This is a genomic window from Streptomyces sp. NPDC052012, assembly GCF_040689265.1.
In the GTDB taxonomy this organism is placed as follows: Bacteria; Actinomycetota; Actinomycetes; order Streptomycetales; family Streptomycetaceae; genus Streptomyces.
On sequence record NZ_JBFAXA010000004.1, the window covers coordinates 1 to 16520 of the forward strand.

At 71.4% G+C, this 16520-nt stretch carries 11 protein-coding genes; 4 read left to right on the forward strand and 7 right to left on the reverse strand.

Annotation, left to right across the window (positions count from 1 at the left end; all coding sequences use genetic code 11):
* Nucleotides 1-110: 110 nt before the first annotated feature.
* The 5 genes from AB0412_RS09610 to AB0412_RS09630 all read right to left on the reverse strand — a co-directional run bounded on the left by AB0412_RS09610 (nucleotide 111) and on the right by AB0412_RS09630 (nucleotide 7704).
* Nucleotides 111-2150 carry an RICIN domain-containing protein gene (locus AB0412_RS09610; RefSeq protein ID WP_366401969.1) on the reverse strand — a complete coding sequence of 680 codons (2040 nt, stop codon included), beginning with the start codon at nucleotides 2148-2150 and terminating at the stop codon, nucleotides 111-113.
* A 144-nt stretch (nucleotides 2151-2294) separates the two neighbouring features.
* The gene (locus AB0412_RS09615; protein WP_366401970.1) at nucleotides 2295-4337 is read right to left on the reverse strand and encodes a beta-galactosidase; all 2043 of its coding nucleotides are present in this window, start codon (nucleotides 4335-4337) and stop codon (nucleotides 2295-2297) included.
* Nucleotides 4338-4394: 57 nt separating this feature from the next.
* The gene (locus AB0412_RS09620) at nucleotides 4395-5738 is read right to left on the reverse strand and encodes an extracellular solute-binding protein (RefSeq protein ID WP_366401971.1); all 1344 of its coding nucleotides are present in this window, start codon (nucleotides 5736-5738) and stop codon (nucleotides 4395-4397) included.
* Between the two features lie 78 nt (nucleotides 5739-5816).
* On the reverse strand, nucleotides 5817-6770 hold the full coding sequence (locus tag AB0412_RS09625) for a carbohydrate ABC transporter permease (protein ID WP_366401972.1): 954 nt from the start codon (nucleotides 6768-6770) through the stop codon (nucleotides 5817-5819).
* 7 nt (nucleotides 6771-6777) lie between these two features.
* Nucleotides 6778-7704, reverse strand: coding sequence for a sugar ABC transporter permease (locus tag AB0412_RS09630; RefSeq protein WP_366401973.1), 927 nt, complete (start codon nucleotides 7702-7704; stop codon nucleotides 6778-6780).
* 275 nt (nucleotides 7705-7979) lie between these two features.
* Here AB0412_RS09630 and AB0412_RS09635 point away from each other — a divergent pair, with 275 nt between their 5' ends.
* The 3 genes from AB0412_RS09635 (at nucleotide 7980) to AB0412_RS09645 (ending at nucleotide 11936) form a co-directional block, all read left to right on the forward strand.
* Complete coding sequence (locus AB0412_RS09635; protein WP_366402319.1) at nucleotides 7980-8969, forward strand: LacI family DNA-binding transcriptional regulator; 990 nt, start codon at nucleotides 7980-7982, stop codon at nucleotides 8967-8969.
* Between the two features lie 240 nt (nucleotides 8970-9209).
* Nucleotides 9210-10748: an MFS transporter gene (locus tag AB0412_RS09640; protein WP_366402320.1), complete on the forward strand. Its 1539-nt coding sequence runs from the start codon at nucleotides 9210-9212 to the stop codon at nucleotides 10746-10748.
* Between the two features lie 135 nt (nucleotides 10749-10883).
* A complete protein-coding gene (locus tag AB0412_RS09645) occupies nucleotides 10884-11936 on the forward strand; it encodes a glycoside hydrolase family 5 protein (protein WP_366401974.1) in 1053 nt (350 codons plus the stop codon).
* A 55-nt stretch (nucleotides 11937-11991) separates the two neighbouring features.
* Here AB0412_RS09645 and AB0412_RS09650 read toward each other — a convergent pair whose 3' ends face one another.
* Nucleotides 11992-12639, reverse strand: a complete 648-nt coding sequence (locus AB0412_RS09650; RefSeq protein ID WP_366401975.1) for a CBS domain-containing protein — start codon at nucleotides 12637-12639, stop codon at nucleotides 11992-11994.
* A gap of 362 nt (nucleotides 12640-13001) precedes the next feature.
* Between AB0412_RS09650 and AB0412_RS09655 the strand changes: the two genes are divergently transcribed.
* A complete protein-coding gene (locus AB0412_RS09655) occupies nucleotides 13002-14543 on the forward strand; it encodes a von Willebrand factor type A domain-containing protein (RefSeq protein ID WP_366401976.1) in 1542 nt (513 codons plus the stop codon).
* Between the two features lie 24 nt (nucleotides 14544-14567).
* On the opposite strand, the gene AB0412_RS09660 is transcribed toward AB0412_RS09655, so the two are convergent.
* Entirely contained in the window at nucleotides 14568-16484 is a 1917-nt protein-coding gene (locus AB0412_RS09660; protein ID WP_366401977.1) for an AMP-binding protein, read from the reverse strand.
* Nucleotides 16485-16520 lie beyond the last annotated feature (36 nt).

Consider the following 16520-nt stretch of genomic DNA (forward strand, 5'->3'; position numbering starts at 1 on the left):
GACCCGGGGGCGGGGGCGCCCCCCCCCGCGGGGGGCGCGGGGGGGGGGGGGGGGGGGGGGGGGGGCCCCGCCCCCACCGCCACAGCGGTGCGGCCGGACCGAAGGAGTGGTCAGTCCGTCACGTCGGTGACCGTCCAGCGCTGGTTGGCGCCCGAGTTGGGCTCCCAGGTGGTGACCGCGGCGCCCTCGTGGGTGGCCTGGCCGCCGACCTCCAGGAGCCGTCCCGTGGCCGCGTTGATCAGCGTCCAGGTGCCGTCTCCCGTGCTGGACATGATCCACTCGGCGGCCTTGTCGTGTCCGCCGGTGACGGGTTCGGCGACCGGCACATCGTTTCGCACGGCCAGGCGCCTGCCGCCGTCCGGCGTGGTGAAGACGTAGCGCTGACGCACCCCGTCGTCCGGGCGCACCGCGCTCAGCCGCCACTGCTGGGAGGCGGAGCCGTCGCCGGTGCCGATGACCAGGCCGGTGCCGTTGTCCGCGACGGTGACGGCCTTGCCGCTCTGCACGCCGGTCAGCGTGTAGGTGCGGCCCTTGCGCAGCAGCGGGGCGTCCTCGGCGACGCCGGAGACGCCCTCGATCACGAAGGACGTCACCGACCGGGCGGGCACGGTGAAGGTGGCCGCACGGTCGCCGACCTTGATCGGGACGTGCCGTTCGAGCTTGCCGCCGGCGCTGGTCACCACCGGGGTGACGGTGGCGTTCCGGCTGACGGTGCGGAACTTGGACAGGTCGACGGTGACCTCACGCGCACCGGTGCTGCTGTTGACGTGGACCAGCGAGGCACCCCTGCCGTTCTTCGTCACCGCGGCGGCGCTGGAGGTGTCGTCCACCTTGATCAGCCGGTCACCGGGCTTGATGAAGTGGGTGAAGTTGCGAGCGGTGTCGAACTTCGTGTTGGTGCGGATCGGGCACGTCTCGAGGGTGTCCTCGGCGGTGCAGCTGAAGGGGAGCTGGATCTCGCCCCAGTTGCCGCCCTTCTCCGACTCGCCGCCCGGCTTCATGTTGTCGTAGTCCTCGACCGGCTGCCAGAACACCCAGGCCCGTGGCTCCAGTTCGCGCAGATCGTCGACGATGCGCTGGGCGAGGCCCAGACCCGGGCGCATGTCGGTGAAGCTCTGCCCGTCGCCCCAGTCGCCCTCGACCTCGCTCATCCACAGCCGTTTGTCCGCGGCCTTCGACAGGTCGCGCACGGTGGTGCGCTGTCCGGTGCCGTAGGTGTGGACGTTCATCTGGCCGACCAGAGCGCGGGCCTCGGGGGAGTAGCCGTTCCAGTTGCGGGCGAAGATCGACGGGTTGGTCTCGTCCATGGCCGAGATCCTCGCGCCGGTCTTCGCCTCCTTCAGCGCCGGGGCGAGGGCGTGCAGCACCTTCTCCTGGAGCTCGGGACCCATGTGGGCGCCTTCCTGGCGTCCGCCGACGGGTTCGCCGTCCGGACCGAGGCGAGTGCTCCAGTAAGTGGTGTTCGGCTCGTTGAAGGGGTCGACGGTGTCGACCTCGATGCCGTGCGCCTTCTCCAGCCGCTTCGTGGCGCCCGCGACGTAGGCGGCGAAGTCCTCGACGGACTCCGTCTTCAGCTGGTCCGCGCCCGCGTCGAACCCGCCGGAGACATAGCCGCTGACGGTCATGAACCAGGGCGGGGAGTTGCTGAAGGTCTCCCAGTGAGTGATGTCCTTCTTGATGCGGTCCACCCACCAGCGCTGGGTCGCGTCCGCCTTCGGGTTCCAGTCGGCGGGGTCGTCGGCGTCCCACCAGCCGGTGTCCTCGCGGGTGGTCCCCGCGGGCGCCTTCCACCAGCCCTCGACGGCCCCGCCGGCGCGCAGATAGTCCTTCACGTCGGGGGCGTTGCCGCCGCCGATGTTGTAGCGGGCGATGTTCAGCGCGAGACCGTCGTCGCCGAACAGGAGCTGGGCGAGCTTCTCGCGGATCTCGGGCGGATAGTCCCCGGTGGCGTTGGCGAACCAGACGAGGCTCGTGCCCCAGCCCTCGAACTCCTCCTGCTGGTAGGAGGGGTCGGGCCGGACGGTGACGGAGGAGACGCCGGCCTCGGGCTGTGCGGTGGACGCGGGGGCGGACATCAGCCCTGCACCGGTGGCGAGGGCGGTGACGCAGGCGGCTGCGAGGAGCCGTCTGCTGCAGGTGCGGCGTGCCATCAGTGTTGCTCCCAACATCGAAGGTGTGGTCGCGCTCTGGTGGACCCTCCCGCCGTGCCGCCGGCAGGGCGGGAGGGACGGCCCCCGGGAAGCGGGTGCGTGCCGTTCCGGGGAGGTGTGTGCGTGCGGCAGCAACCGGATGCGTCAGACGGCCGGCTGCCGCAGGACGGCGACCGCCCTCGGCCCGAGCGCGAGGGCGCCGTCGGCGCCGGTGCCGCCGAGCAGGACGTCACCGGAGAGACCGGGCACCTCGACGGAGCGGTCGGTCCGGTTCACGAGGAAGAGGAACCGCTCGTCTCCCCGCCTGCGCACGGTCAGCTCGACCGACCCCCGCACATCGGCGGGCAGTTCGCTGTCCACCCCGGCCGGTCCCAGCAGCCGCGGCAGCAGCGAGGTGAGCCCCTCGACGCCGAGGCGCGTGGAGACGTAGGCGGCCGAACCGGAGCCGGTCGCCCGCCGGGTGACCGCGGGCCGTCCCGCCTGCTCACCGGTCCGGTAGCGGACCAGGACCTCGGTCTCCGGGGAGGTGACATCGATCCGGTCGGTCCACAGGCTGCCGGTGGTGGCGTCGTCCAGCTCCACCGTGTCACCGGCGAGCAGCGGGGCGAACTCCTCGATGCGGATGCCGAGCAGCTCGCGCAGCGCGCCCGGGTAGCCGCCCAGCCACACGTGGTCGTTCTCGTCGACGACGCCGGAGAAGTACGTGGTGATCAGATGGCCGCCCTGCTCGGCGTACCGGGTGAGGGACTTGGCCAGAGCGTCGGGGACCACGTGCAGCACGGGGGCGATCAGCACCTGGTGGCGGTGCAGGTCGGCCCGGGTGGTGACGAGGTCGGCGCGGACACCGAGGGCGAGCAGTGCCGAGTACCAGTCCAGCGCCTCCTGCCGGTAGTCGAGCAGGGAGGTGGGGTGGGAGTCCTGCTCGCTCGCCCACCACGAGTCCCAGTCGAAGAGGATGCCGACCCGGGCGGGCTCGCGCTCGCTGCCCGCGACCGGCGCCAGCGCCTTCAGGGTCGCGCCGAGGTCGCTCACGGCCCGGAACAGGTCGCTGTCCGCGCCGGCGTGCGGGACCATCGCCGAGTGGTACTTCTCGGCGCCGGCCGCCGACTGGCGCCACTGGAAGAAGCACACGGCGTCGGCTCCGTGCGCGACATGCAGCAGCGAGTCGCGCGCCAGGTCGCCCGGCCGCTTGGGCAGGTTGACGGGCTGCCAGTTGACGGCGCTGGTGGAGTGCTCCATCAGGAACCAGGGCCGTCCGCCGGAGAGGCCGCTGGTGAGGTTGGCGGAGAACGACAGCTCGTCGCGGTCCTGCGGGCCGGGGTGGACGTAGTGGTCGTTGGCGACGAAGTCGACCTCGCCGGCCCAGTCGTCGTAGTTCATGCCCTTGGTGTTGCCCGTCACCATGAAGTTGGTGGTGACCGGGACGTGGGGGGTCAGCTCCCGCAGGATCTCCCGCTCGGCCCGCAGATGCTCCTTCAGCGCGTCCGACGAGAACCGCTTGAAGTCCAGCTGCTGCGTCGGGTTGGGGTGCGAGGCGGCCAGCCGTGGCGGCAGGATCTGGTCCCAGCCGGTGTAGTGCTGCGACCAGAACGCCGTGCCCCAGGCGCTGTTGAGCGCGTCCAGCGTGGTGTAGCGGGCGCGCAGCCAGTCGCGGAAGGCGCGGGCCGCGTCGTCGGAGTAGTCGTAGACGTTGTGGCAGCCCAGCTCGTTGTTGACGTGCCAGGCGACCAGCGCCGGATGCCCGGCATAACGGGTGGCCAGCTCTCGCACCAGGCGCAGTGCGTACCTGCGGAACACGGGCGAGGTCGGGCGCCAGTGCTGCCGCGCTCCCGGCCACAGCGTCTGACCGGTGGCCGTGACCGGCAGGATCTCCGGGTGGGCGGTGGTGAGCCAGGGCGGCGGAGAGGCGGTGGCGGTCGCCAGGTCGACGCCGATGCCGCCCTCGTGCAGCAGGTCCATCACCTCGTCCAGCCAGGCGAAGTCCCAGGAGTCCTCGGCCGGTTGGAGCCGTGCCCAGGAGAAGATGCCCAGCGACACGAGGTTCACGCCGGCCTCGCGCATCAGCCGGACGTCCTCCTCCCACACGGTGCGGGGCCACTGCTCGGGGTTGTAGTCGGCGCCGTAGACGAGACGACGGGCGGGGACACCGTCCGGCCCGCCGACGCGGGCCAGGAGGGTGGAGATCATGGTGGTCCTTCCGGATGGGGGCCGCGGGGGCGGCACCGACGCGCCGCCCCCCGCGGGCTACTTCTGGACGGTGAAGCCCTGCTCGTTGCCGTACTCGACCGAGGCGTCCTGCCAGGACTTCAGCCCTTCGGCCAGCGTGGTGTCCGATACGTAGGCCTTGCCGACGGTGTCGTTGAAGATCGAGTTGGCGTACACCTGGTACGGCAGGTACGACCAGTCGTCGGCGACGTCCGCGGCCGACTCGGCGAAGATCTTGTTGGCCTGCTGCCCGCCGAAGTACGGGAACTTCGTCTCCTGGAACTCCGTGGAGTTCAGCTGCTTCGTGGTCGCCGGGAAGGCGCCGTTCCGCACCCGCGTGTCCACACCGTCACCGGCGTTCGCGTACTCCACGAACGCGTACGCGAGCGCTTCGTTCTTGCCGAGCTCGGGCAGGGCCAGGGCGCTGCCGCCGTTCTCGGCGCTCGCCTTCGCGCCCGCCTCCCACTGCGGCAGCGGGGCGACGCGCCAGTCACCGGCGGCGTCCTTCACCCCGGAGGCGAGGTTGGCGGGCATCCAGGCGCCGATGGCCAGCGTGGCGATGGTGCCGTCGCCGAGACCCTTGTACCAGTCGTCGGACCAGCTGGTGACGGGGGCGATGAGCTTCTCGTCGAGCAGCTTCTGCCAGGTGCCCGTGAACTTCCGGGCGCCCGCGTCGGAGAAGTCGACCTTCACCTCGGTGCCGTCGACCGTGTAGGGCCGCGAACCGGCCTGCCACAGCAGGCTGGTGGTGAAGCCGGCGTCACCGGCGTCGTTGGTGATGTACGCCTTCGGGTCCGCCTTGTGCAGTTTGCGGGCGGCGTCGACGTACTCGTCCCAGGTGCTGGGCACCTCGATCTTGTGCTGGTCGAAGACCTTCTTGTTGTAGAACAGCGCCATCGGCCCGGAGTCCATGGGCAGTCCGTAGATGCCCTCGCCGCCGGCCTTCACGCCGTTCCACGGCCCGGGGGAGAACTGGTCGGAGAGCTTGTCGGCGCCGAAGCCCTTGAGGTCGGTGAGCTGCTTCGTCAGCGCGTACTGGCCCATGGCGTAGTACTCGACCTGGGCGACGTCGGGAACGCCCTTCTTGGCGGATATCGCGTTCTGCAGCGCCTTGTACTGGTCGTTGCCGGTGCCCGCGTTGACGAGGTTCACCTTGACGCCGGGGTGGGCCTTCTCGAAGTCGGCGGCCACCTGCTTGAGCGTGGGTTCCCACGCCCAGACGGTGATGGTGCCGCCCTTCTTCAGCGCGGCCTGGACGTCCGCCTCGGAGACCGCGTCGGGGCCGGAGCCGGAGTCGTCGGAACCGCCGCAGGCGGTGGCGCCCAGGGCGAGGGCGCAGACGAGGCCGATGCCGCGCAGCAGGCGGCGGGAGTATCTGGGCATGGTCGAGCTTCCACTTCGTCGTGGTCGGGAAACGGTGGCGGGTGAGGACGTCGAGGGGGAGGGGCGGGGAGGGGCGGGCTATTCCTTGACGCTTCCGGCGGCGAGCCCGGACTGCCAGTACTTCTGCAGCAGCAGGAACGCGGCGATCAGCGGCACGATGGTGAGCAGCGAGCCGGTGATGACCAGGTGGAACACCGGCTGGCCACCGGCCGTCTCGGCCTGGGCGTTCCAGCTGTTCAGGCCCAGGGTCAGCGGATACCAGTCCGGGTCCTTGATCATGATGAGCGGCAGGAAGTAGTTGTTCCAGGTCGCGACCATGGTGAACAGTGAGACGGTGACGATGCCCGGCGCGAGCAGCGGCAGCGCGACGGTGAAGAAGGTGCGCACCTCGCCGGCGCCGTCGATCCGTGCCGCCTCCAGCAGCTCGGACGGGATCGCCTCACCCGCGAACACCCACATCAGATACAGGCCGAAGGGCGAGATCAGCGACGGGATGATCACCGCCCACGGGGTGTTGGTCAGACCCATGTTGCTGAACATCAGGAACGTCGGCACCGCCAGCGCGGTCCCCGGTACGGCGACGGCACCGATCACGACGGCGAACACCGCCCGGCGCCCCGGGAAGTCGAACTTCGCCAGCGCGTAACCGCCCAGCACGGCGAGGAAGGTGGCACCGCCCGCGCCCAGCACCACGTACAGCAGGGTGTTGAGCAGCCAGCGGGTGAACACCCCGTCGTCGTAGGTGAACGTCTCGGCGATGTTGTCCCACAGCGCGAAGTCGCCGTCGAACCACAGGCCGAACGAACGGGCCAGTCCCTCCTGGGTCTTGGTGGCGCTGACGACCAGCCACACCAGCGGCACGAGACTGTAGAGCAGCACCAGTGAGGTGAGCAGGGTCAGCAGGACGCTGCGGCGGGGACGGCCGGGGGAGTGCCCGCGCCGGGGCGTGCGCAGCCGGGGCACGGATCCGGAACCCCGTCCGGTCGGGGACGTCGCGGAACCGGTGGAGGCGGGGGTGACGGTGGTCGTCATCGCTGCTTCACACTCCCTTGCGCATGCCGCGCAGCTGGACGACGTAGGCGATGACCATGGTGATCAGGCCCATGACGATGGCGACCGTCGCGGAGTAGTTGTGCTGCTGACCGGAGAAGGACAGCGAGTACGTGTAGAAGTTGGGCGTGTAGTCGGTGGTGAGGGCGTTGGGCGCGAGCTTCTGCAGCACGCTGGGCTCGTTGAACAGCTGGAAGCTGCCGATGACGGAGAAGATCGTCGCGATGACGAGGGCGCCGCGGATCGCCGGCAGCTTGATGGCGGTGATCACCCGCCACTGCCCGGCGCCGTCGATCTCGGCCGCCTCGTACAGGGAGTGCGGGACGACCCTCAGCGCCGAGTAGAAGATCAGCATGTTGTAGCCGACGAACTCCCAGGTGACGATGTTGCCGATGGCGGTCAGCACCAGGTCGGGGGAGAGCGGGTCCGGCAGCGACACCCCGAGCGCCTCGTCGATGTCGCCGACGAGGCCGAAGCGGGTGCCGTACATGAAGCCCCACATCAGAGTGGCCACGACGGCGGGCACCGCGTACGGCAGGAAGATCGATATGCGGAAGAAGTTCTTGCCGTAGAGGCGTCCGCTGTCCAGCGCCAGGGCCACCAGCAGGGCGATGCCGAGCATGACCGGCACCTGGACGCAGAGGAACAGCGAGACCCGGCCGAGTGCGGCCCAGAAGTTCTCGTCCCTCAGGGCCTGTTGGTAGTTGTCGAGGCCGACGAAGGTCGTGCCGCCGATGAGCTGGTCGCGGAAGAGGCTCAGGTGGAGCGAGTAGGCGATCGGCGCCAGGAACACCAGGGCGAACACCGCCACGAAGGGACCGATGAACCCCCACCCCGTCCAGGAGCGGCGGTCCCGTCGCGCCGGGGGCGGTGCCGGCCGCGGCTCGGCGGCCGCCGGCGGTTGCAGCGTCGTCATGTCGTTCCTCGCTCGTCCACGTCCTGGAGGCCCCCATGTTTACGTAAACATCGAGCGCCCGGGAAGAGGGCGGAGACTGTTATGTTTACGTAAACATGCGGTGGCGGCATGTCTACACTGCCCCGAGGACGACGGTCAAGGCTCCTCGAGACGCGGGGGCACGAGCACGGCGGCAGAGAGGTGGCGGACGGCACGTGGACACGGCAGAGGGAGTCGCCGACGCGCGGGACGACGGCACGCGGCGCCGGCGCGGAGCCAGACTGCCGACGGCCTCCATGGCGGACGTGGCCCGCTTGGCGGGGGTCTCCTCGCAGACCGTCTCCCGCGTCTCCAACGGCTACGCCGGGGTGACCGAGAAGACCCGCCGGCAGGTGCTGGCCGCGATGAAGGAGCTCGGCTACCGGCCCAACAGTGCCGCCCGCGCCCTCAAACGCGGCGAGTTCCGCACCATCGGCGTGATCACCTTCTCGCTGGCGACCACCGGGAACGTGCGGACGCTGGAGGCGATCGCCACCTCCGCCGCACGCGAGGGCTACGCGGTGACGCTGCTGCCGGTCGCGGTACCGACGCAGGACGAGGTGCGCGGCGCCTTCTCCCGGCTGGAGGAGCTCGCCGTCGACGCGGTGATCGTCATCATGGAGGTCCACCTGCTGGACGCCGCGACGATCCAGCTGCCCCCGCACGTCCAGGTGGTGGTCGTCGACTCGGACGCGGGCGACCACTACACGGTGGTCGACACCGACCAGGCGGGCGGCAGCCGCGCCGCGGTGCGGCACCTGCTCGGCCTCGGCCACCGCACGGTGTGGCATCTGGGCGGCCCCGAGGGTTCCTTCGCCGCCCAGCGCCGCACCGACGCCTGGCGGGCCGCGCTCACCGAGGCGGGATGCGCACCGCCGCCGCTCCTGCGCGGCGACTGGTCCGCCGAATCCGGCTACCGGGCCGGCCTCGAACTCGCCGCCCATGAGGACTGCACCGCCGTCTTCGCCGCCAACGACCAGATGGCCCTCGGCCTGCTGCGCGCCCTGCACGAGCGTGGCCGGCGGGTCCCCGAGGACGTCAGCGTCATCGGCTTCGACGACATACCCGAGGCGTCCTCGTTCCTGCCCCCGCTGACCACGGTTCACCAGGACTTCGCCGAGGTGGGACGGCTCTGCGTGGAGGCGGTGCTGCGCAAGATGCGCCGGGAGGGCCCGGAGCGGGGCACGACCCTGGTTCCGACCCGCCTGGTCGAACGCGCCAGCACCGCGCCCCCACCGCACGCCTGAGCAGCCGCGCGTCCCGCGGGCCGTTCGTGCCGTGTTTCACGGGCGGCGGTGCCGGGTTCCACGGGGTGATCCGTGCCCTGTCTCACGGGGCGGTCGGTGCCAGGGTGGCCTGCGTGAAGCCGGGATGCGACGCACGGGGTCCGGTCGCAGACTGAACGGGTGAGCGGCAGCTTCGAAGGGCGCGACGGGACGGCGCCCGGAGCCCGTGCGGTGCCGCGGCAGTCCCTGGCACTGGCCGCGATGCTGTTCGCGGTCTCGATGACGTTCATCGACCAGACGATCGTCGCCATCGCCGCCCCGGACATCGTCCACGAACTCGGCCTGTCGACCTCCGGGATGCAGTGGGTGGTCAACGCCTACCTGCTGGCGCTCGCGGCGTTCTTCGCCCTCGGCGGCCGGCTCGCGGACCTCGTCGGCGCGCGACGCGTGGTGATCGCCGGAACGCTGATCTTCGTGATCTCGTCGGTCCTGTGCGGCTGCGTGCCCGAGGGCGACGTGGCGCAGCCCTGGCTGATCGTCTTCCGGGCGACCCAAGGGCTCGGAGCCGCGCTGTTGTTCCCCGCCGCCCTCGCCGTCGTCGTCGCGGTGTTCCCCGTCGAGCGGCGCGGGCGGGCACTGGCCCTGTTCTTCGGCCTGTCCGGCGCCCTGACCGCCGTCGGCCCGCTGCTCGGCGGCTGGCTCACGGCGTGGACCTGGCGCGCGATCTTCTGGGTCAACGTCCCCGTCGCGCTCGTCGCACTCGCCCTGACCCTCGTGGCCCGCATCGCGGACCGGCCGCGCCGCGAGTCCCTGGACGTCCCCGGCGCCGTCCTCGTCGCCATCGGCATGGGCCTGAGCGTCCTCGGCTTCCAGCAGGCGTGGTCCTGGGGCTGGGACAGTGCGGCGACGTGGGTCTGCGTCGCGGGCGGGCTCGCCGTGCTCGTGGGATTCGTCCGCTACGAGCGGCGGGTGACGCACCCTCTGGTCAACCTGCGGGTCTTCCGCGATCCGGCGTTCACGGCGGACGTCGCCGTGCTGTTCTTCGCGATGCTCGCCTTCGTGCCGCTGTTCTTCTTCGCCTCCGTCTACGCCCAGGTGTCGCTGAGCGCCTCACCGAACCAGGCCGCCCTGTTCCTGCTGTACTTCTTCGCGGGCTTCGCCCTCGCCTCCCAGTGGGGCGGCCGGATCCTCGACCGGCGCGGGGCACGTCCCGCGCTGAAGCTGGGGGCCCTGCTGGGCGCCGTCGGGTTCGCGCTGTGGGCGGGCAGGACGACCGATCTGTCGATGCACGACCAGTGGCCCTACGCGGCGCTGGCCGGCGCCGGCATCGGCTTCATCCTCGCCCCGGCGTCCACGGACGCCGTCAACCGCGCCATCGGCGCCTCCTACGGCGAGGTCACCGGCATCACGCAGACCGTGCGCAACTACGCGGCGAGCGTGGGCCTGGCCGTCTACGGAACGATCCTCACGCACGTCACCAAGGACAACGTCGTGGCCACGCTGCGGTCCCGGGGCCTTGCGCAGGGCGAGGCCGAGGACGTGGCGCGCCAGGTCACCGAGGCGGTGACCGGCAGCGGCGACACGCGCGTCCCCGAAGGCGGCGGTGCGGCCGGCGCGGCGATGCGGGACGCGATGGCGGCGGTGCGGATGGACTTCGCCGAGGCGAACCAGTGGGTGTTCTACGGCATGGCGATCGCCCTCGGCCTGGCCTTCCTGTGCGCCCTGCGCCACCCGGGCAGCCGTGTGGAGACGGCGCCCTCCTCACCGCAGGGGATCCGGCCCGAGGTTCCCGCTCGCTGACGCGGTGCCCGCTCCGGGCCGCTCTCGCCACACTCCTGCGGGCTTCTTTGTCGTGAACCTTGCCATCCGGTCCCGGCTCTAGTTCCATGCTCCGTTAGGAAAGTTTCCTAACCGATGCGTGATCGGAGCCCCCACATGAGACCGGCACGTACCCACCGACGCCTGGCCGCCGTCACCGCGGCCCTCGGCGGCCTCCTCCTCGCCCTCACCGCCACGCCCGCGGCGACCGCCGGCGCCTCGGCGGCCCCCACGCCCGTCGAGGCCAACGGACAGCTCGAGGTCTGCGGCCTCAAGCTCTGCAACGAGCACGGCAACCCCGTCCAGCTGCGCGGCATGAGCACCCACGGCACCCAGTGGTACCCGCACTGTCTGACCGGCGGTTCTCTCGACGCCCTCGCGCGGGACTGGAAGGCCGACGTCCTGCGCGTGTCCACCTACGTCCAGGAAGGCGGCTACGAGACCGACCCCGAGCACTTCACCGACCTGGCCCACGCCCTGATCCAGCAGGCCACCGCCCGCGGCATGTACGTGATCGTCGACTGGCACATGCTCGACCCGGGCGACCCGGACGCCAACCTGTCCGCGGCCCGCACGTTCTTCACCGAGATCGCCAAGCGCAACAAGGGCAGGAACAACATCCTCTACGAGATCGCCAACGAGCCCAGCGGAGTGAGCTGGTCACGCATCAAGAGCTACGCGGAGCGGATCATCCCGGTCATCCGGAACATCGACTCCGACGCGCCGATCCTCGTCGGCACCCGGGCCTGGTCCTCGCTCGGCGTCTCCGAGGGCTCCGACGAGTCCGAGGTCGCCGGCAACCCCGTGCGGGCCGCCAACATCATGTACACGTTCCACTTCTACGCCGACTCGCACCGGGACGCGTACCTGGCCACCCTCGCCCGCGCCGCCGACCGGATCCCCGTGTTCGTCACCGAGTTCGGCACCCAGAACTACGCCGGTGAGGGCTCGAACGACTTCGCGATGTCCCAGCGGTACCTGGACCTGATGGCCGCCGAGAAGATCAGCTGGGTCAACTGGAACTTCTCCGACGACCACCGCACCGGCGCCGTCTTCAGGTCCGGCACCTGCAACGCCGACGGCCCCTGGACCGGCACCGCGTCCCTGAAGCCGGCCGGAGTCTGGATCCGCGACCGCATCCGCACCCCGGACCACTTCCCCACCTCCTGACCAGGCACGACCCGCTCGCCCGCCCCGAGGGTCCGCCCTCGGGGCGGGCGGTTGCTCACGGTGCGGCGTCGGGCACCGGCCGGAACTCCACGTCCACGACGCCGTCCACGTCCCGGCACAGCTTCTCCAGCTCCCGGGCCGTGGCCTCGGAGGACAGCCGCCCGCTGAGCACGACGTGCCCGTGCGCCACGTCCACGTGCACCGCCGAAGGGGACTCCCCGAGCTCCTTGACCAGGACGTCCTCCACGATCTCCGTACGGATGGCCTGATCCTTGCGCACGAACACCCGCAGCAGATCGCTCCGGCTCACCACGCCGATCAGCCGCCCCTCCCCGTCGACCACCAGCAGCCGCTTGATGCCCTGCTGCGCCATCACCCGGGCGGCCTCCACCACGTCCCAGTCCTCCGAGGCGCACACCGCCGGTGAGGTCATCAGACCGGCCGCGTCGGTGGCCCAGGCCTTGGCGGGCCGGCGCGCCGCCGCCCCCGGCGCGTCGTCGGCGTCGTCCTCCACGCGCCCCCACATCTTGTGCAGGAGGTCCGCCTCCGACACCACCCCCACCGGGCGGTCCTCGGCGTCCACGACCGGGACGGCCGTGATGTCGTACTCGAGCAGCAGGTGCGCGATCTCCTTGAACGGCGTCCCGCTCTGAATGCGGACGACCGCGTCGCTCATCACATCGCGCACCTTCTGGTGGCTCATCGGAGTGCTGTCCCTTCCTGGTCCTGTCCGGTGCTCCTCCCATCATCCTCGGACGCGGCACGCGCCCGTGCGCGCGCAGCGGCGCGTTACCGAGGGCTGACGGCGTGACAGTCGGGTCACATCCGGCACCCGCCGCGGCGGAGGCTGCGTAACGCCGCCGCCCGCGCCGTCCGCACCGGCCCGCGCCCGTTCGGCCGACGGTGACGCGGTCGCGCAGGTCAACGGAAGATCACCCACCGGTCTCGGCGGGCCCTCGCCGTGGCCGCTTCGAGACGCAGCTGTGACGCTCCGTACCGCACGTTCCGGTGTGCCCCGCCGTCACAGTCACAGAAGTCGGCCAACGCACCCAGGGGGAACCGAAGATGAAGTGGCACGGGACACGACGGCTCAGTGGCGCGCTGCTCGCGCTCACGGCGGCGAGCGGTCTGCTGCTCACCGGATGCAGCGGCGGCAGCGGCGGCCGCAGCGCCACCGACAGCCGCTACGACGGGGGAGGCGGCAACGGCTCGGCGCCGCTGCCCGCTCCCGACGGGCCGACGGGCGGAGAGCGCGAGGGCGGGCAGGAGTCCCGGGACATCGCACCCGAGCCCGACTACCTGTCCACGTTCGCCCTCGACGTCGACACCGCGTCCTACGGCTACGCCCGCCGCACCCTCGCCGACGGCCGGCTGCCGGACCCGTCGACCGTCCGGCCCGAGGAGTTCGTCAACAGCTTCCGCCAGGACTACGAACGCCCCGACGGCGACGGCTTCAGCGTCACCGTCAACGGCGCCCGCACCGAGGAGGACGACTGGTCCCTGGTCCGCGTCGGCCTGGCCACCCGGCCCGCCGAGGACTTCGGCGAACGCCCGCCCGCCGCCCTCACCTTCGTCATCGACATCTCCGGCTCCATGGCCGAACCGGGCCGCCTGGACCTCGCGAAGAAGTCCCTCGGCGTGATGACCGACCGGCTGCGCGACGACGACTCGGTAGCCGTGGTCACCTTCAGCGACGAGGCCGAGACGGTCCTGCCGATGACCCGCCTCGGCGGCAACCGCGACGAGATCCACGACGCCGTCGACAGCCTGGAGCCCACCGACTCCACCAACCTCGGCGCCGGCGTGGAGACCGGCTACGAGACCGCCGTCGAGGGCCTGCGCGAGGGCGCCACCAACCGGGTCGTCCTCGTCTCCGACGCCCTCGCCAACACCGGCGACACCGACGCCGACACGATCCTCGAACGCATCGCGGAGCACCGCCGCGAGCACGGCATCACCCTCTTCGGCGTCGGCGTCGGCAGCGACTACGGCGACGCCCTGATGGAACGCCTCGCCGACCAGGGCGACGGCCATACGGTGTACGTCTCCGACGAGGAGGAGGGCCGCAAGGTCTTCTGCCACCAACTGCCCCGCAACATCGAGCTGACCGCCCGGGACGCCAAGGCCCAGGTCGCCTTCGATCCGCAGACGGTCGCCGAGTTCGCCCTCGTCGGCTACGACAACCGGCGCGTCGCCGACGACGACTTCCGCGACGACCGCGTCGACGGCGGCGAGGTCGGCCCCGGCCACACCGTCACCGCCCTCTACGCCGTGCGCACCAAGTCAGGTGCCGACGGCCACCTCGCCACCGCCACCGTCCGCTGGCTCGACCCCGGCTCGCGCAGCCCGCACGAGGAGTCGGGCGACCTGGAGACCGACGACCTCGACGACTCCGTGTGGAGTGCCGGCCGCGGCCTCGCGGTCACCGCGACCGCCGCCTACTTCGCCGACGCCCTGCGCTCCTCCGACCACCGGCACAGCGGCCTGCCCGGCGCACCCGGCCTCGGTGAACTCGCCGACCGCGCGGGCGACTTGGCGGAGCGCACCGAGGACGAGGACGTGCGCGGACTCGCGGAGGCGATCCGCACCGCCGACCGGCTCGACTGAGCCCGGCCGGAGCGGCGGTGCGGGTCAGGCGTACAGCTCCTCGATCTCCTTCGCGTACGCCTCCTGCGCCGCCTGCCGCTTCACCTTCAGCGACGGGGTCAGCAGCCCGTTCTCCTCGGTGAACTCGCCCTCCACGAGCCGGAAGGCGCGGATCGACTCGGCGCGGGAGACGGCCTCGTTGGCGTAGTCCACGGCCTTCTGCACATCGGCGCGCATGCGGGGGTCCCGTACCACCTCGGACATGGGGGTGTCGGCGGGCATCCCCCGCACCGCGAGCCAGTGCGCGACGGTCTCCGGGTCGAGGGTGATCAGCGCGGCGACGAACGGGCGGTTGTCGCCGACGACGAGGCACTGCCCGATGGGCGGCCGGCTGCGCAGCCGGTCCTCAAGGACGGCCGGCGAGACGTTCTTGCCGCCGGAGGTGACGATGATGTCCTTCTTGCGGCCGGTGATGGTGAGGAAGCCGTCCTCGTCGAGGGAGCCCAGGTCGCCGGTGGTGAACCAGCCGTCGTGGAGCACCTCGTCGGTGGCGGCCGGGTTGTTCCAGTAGGACCCGAAGACGATGCCTCCCTTGATCCGCACCTCGCCGTCGTCGGCGATGCGCACCGCCGTCCCCGGCACCGGCAGGCCGACCGTGCCGGGTCGCGGACTCAGCGGCGGCACGATGGTCGCGGCGGCGGTGGTCTCGGTCAGGCCGTAGCCCTCGTACACCATGATTCCGGCCGCGTAGAAGAAGAGATTGAGGTCGCGCTCCAGCGGGGAACCGCCGCTGATCGCATAGCGCATCCGGCCGCCGAGTTCCTTGCGGACCCGGCGGTAGACCAGCAGGTCGTACAGCGCCCAGGCGGCGTACAGGCCAGGCCCCGGGCCCTTGCCGCGGCCCAGGAACTTGTTCAGGTGGGCCTCGCCGAAGCGGACGGCGATGCGGTGGGCCCGTTCGAAGGAGGCACCCCGGCCGATCCTCTCGGCGGTGGCGCGGCCGGTGTCGTGGATCTTCTCGAAGAGATACGGGACCCCGACGAGGAAGGTCGGCCGGAACGCCTTGAGGGCGGGCCGCAGTTCGTCGGGCTTGATGCTCGGGCAGTGGCCGATCTCGATGCGGGCCATCAGACAGGCGATCTGCAGCGTGCGGCCGAGGATGTGGGCGAGCGGCAGGAACAGCAGGGTGGAGGCGACCTGGTCGGTGACCTCCTTGAAGATGGGGTGCAGCAGCTCGACGGTGTTGGCCGCCTCCGCGTGCAGATTGGCGTGCGTGAGGACACAGCCCTTGGGGCGGCCGGTGGTGCCGGAGGTGTAGCAGACCGTCGCCGTGGTGTCCGGCGTCAGCGCCGTGCGGCGCTCGGTGACCTCCTCGTCGGGGACGTCCCGGCCGAGGGCGGTCAACTCCGCGAGGGCGTCCGCGTCCAGCTCCCACAGGCGCGGGGGAGCGGGGTGGGAGGCGGTGCCCGCGGTGACCGTCGCGGTGTTCTCCGGGGTCTCCGTGACGACGTACCGGGCGCCGGAGTCACGCACGATCCACTCGACCTGGTCCGCCGAGGAGGTGGCGTACACGGGGACCGTCTGGCCGCCGGCGGACCAGATCGCGAAGTCCAGCACCGTCCACTCGTAGCGCGTCCGGGACATCACCGCGACCCGGTCGCCGGGCCGGAGGCCGGCCGCGATCAGGCCCTTGGCCACGCCCGTGACCTCCCGGGCGAAGGCCGCCGCCGTCACCGGCTGCCAGACGCCGTCCCGCTCCCGCCGCAGCACCACGGCGTCGGGCGCCTCGGCCGCGTTGGTGAACGGGATGTCGGCGGTGCTGCCGGTGGCCGGCCGCGGGGCGAGCGGCGCGGCACGTACCTCACGGACGACGCCGCGTTCGTCCTGCACGGTCTCGACCCTGGTGCGGGTGGCCAGGTCGGTGCGTCGTTTCGCCCGCTTCAGATCCTTGCGTACGCCCATGGCGGCTCCCGGTCGCGGTGAGGCTGCTGGTGCTTC

Excerpts from the sequence above, each read along its gene's own strand:
- AB0412_RS09615 (WP_366401970.1), bottom strand. The coding sequence starts at position 4,337 with ATGATCTCCACCCTCCTGGCCCGCGTCGGCGGGCCGGACGGTGTCCCC.
- AB0412_RS09660 (WP_366401977.1), bottom strand. The coding sequence starts at position 16,484 with ATGGGCGTACGCAAGGATCTGAAGCGGGCGAAACGACGCACCGACCTG.
- AB0412_RS09625 (WP_366401972.1), bottom strand. The coding sequence starts at position 6,770 with ATGACGACCACCGTCACCCCCGCCTCCACCGGTTCCGCGACGTCCCCG.
- AB0412_RS09650 (WP_366401975.1), bottom strand. The coding sequence starts at position 12,639 with ATGAGCCACCAGAAGGTGCGCGATGTGATGAGCGACGCGGTCGTCCGC.
- AB0412_RS09640 (WP_366402320.1), top strand. The coding sequence starts at position 9,210 with ATGCTGTTCGCGGTCTCGATGACGTTCATCGACCAGACGATCGTCGCC.
- AB0412_RS09620 (WP_366401971.1), bottom strand. The coding sequence starts at position 5,738 with ATGCCCAGATACTCCCGCCGCCTGCTGCGCGGCATCGGCCTCGTCTGC.
- AB0412_RS09610 (WP_366401969.1), bottom strand. The coding sequence starts at position 2,150 with ATGGCACGCCGCACCTGCAGCAGACGGCTCCTCGCAGCCGCCTGCGTC.
- AB0412_RS09645 (WP_366401974.1), top strand. The coding sequence starts at position 10,884 with ATGAGACCGGCACGTACCCACCGACGCCTGGCCGCCGTCACCGCGGCC.
- AB0412_RS09655 (WP_366401976.1), top strand. The coding sequence starts at position 13,002 with ATGAAGTGGCACGGGACACGACGGCTCAGTGGCGCGCTGCTCGCGCTC.
- AB0412_RS09630 (WP_366401973.1), bottom strand. The coding sequence starts at position 7,704 with ATGACGACGCTGCAACCGCCGGCGGCCGCCGAGCCGCGGCCGGCACCG.
- AB0412_RS09635 (WP_366402319.1), top strand. The coding sequence starts at position 7,980 with ATGGCGGACGTGGCCCGCTTGGCGGGGGTCTCCTCGCAGACCGTCTCC.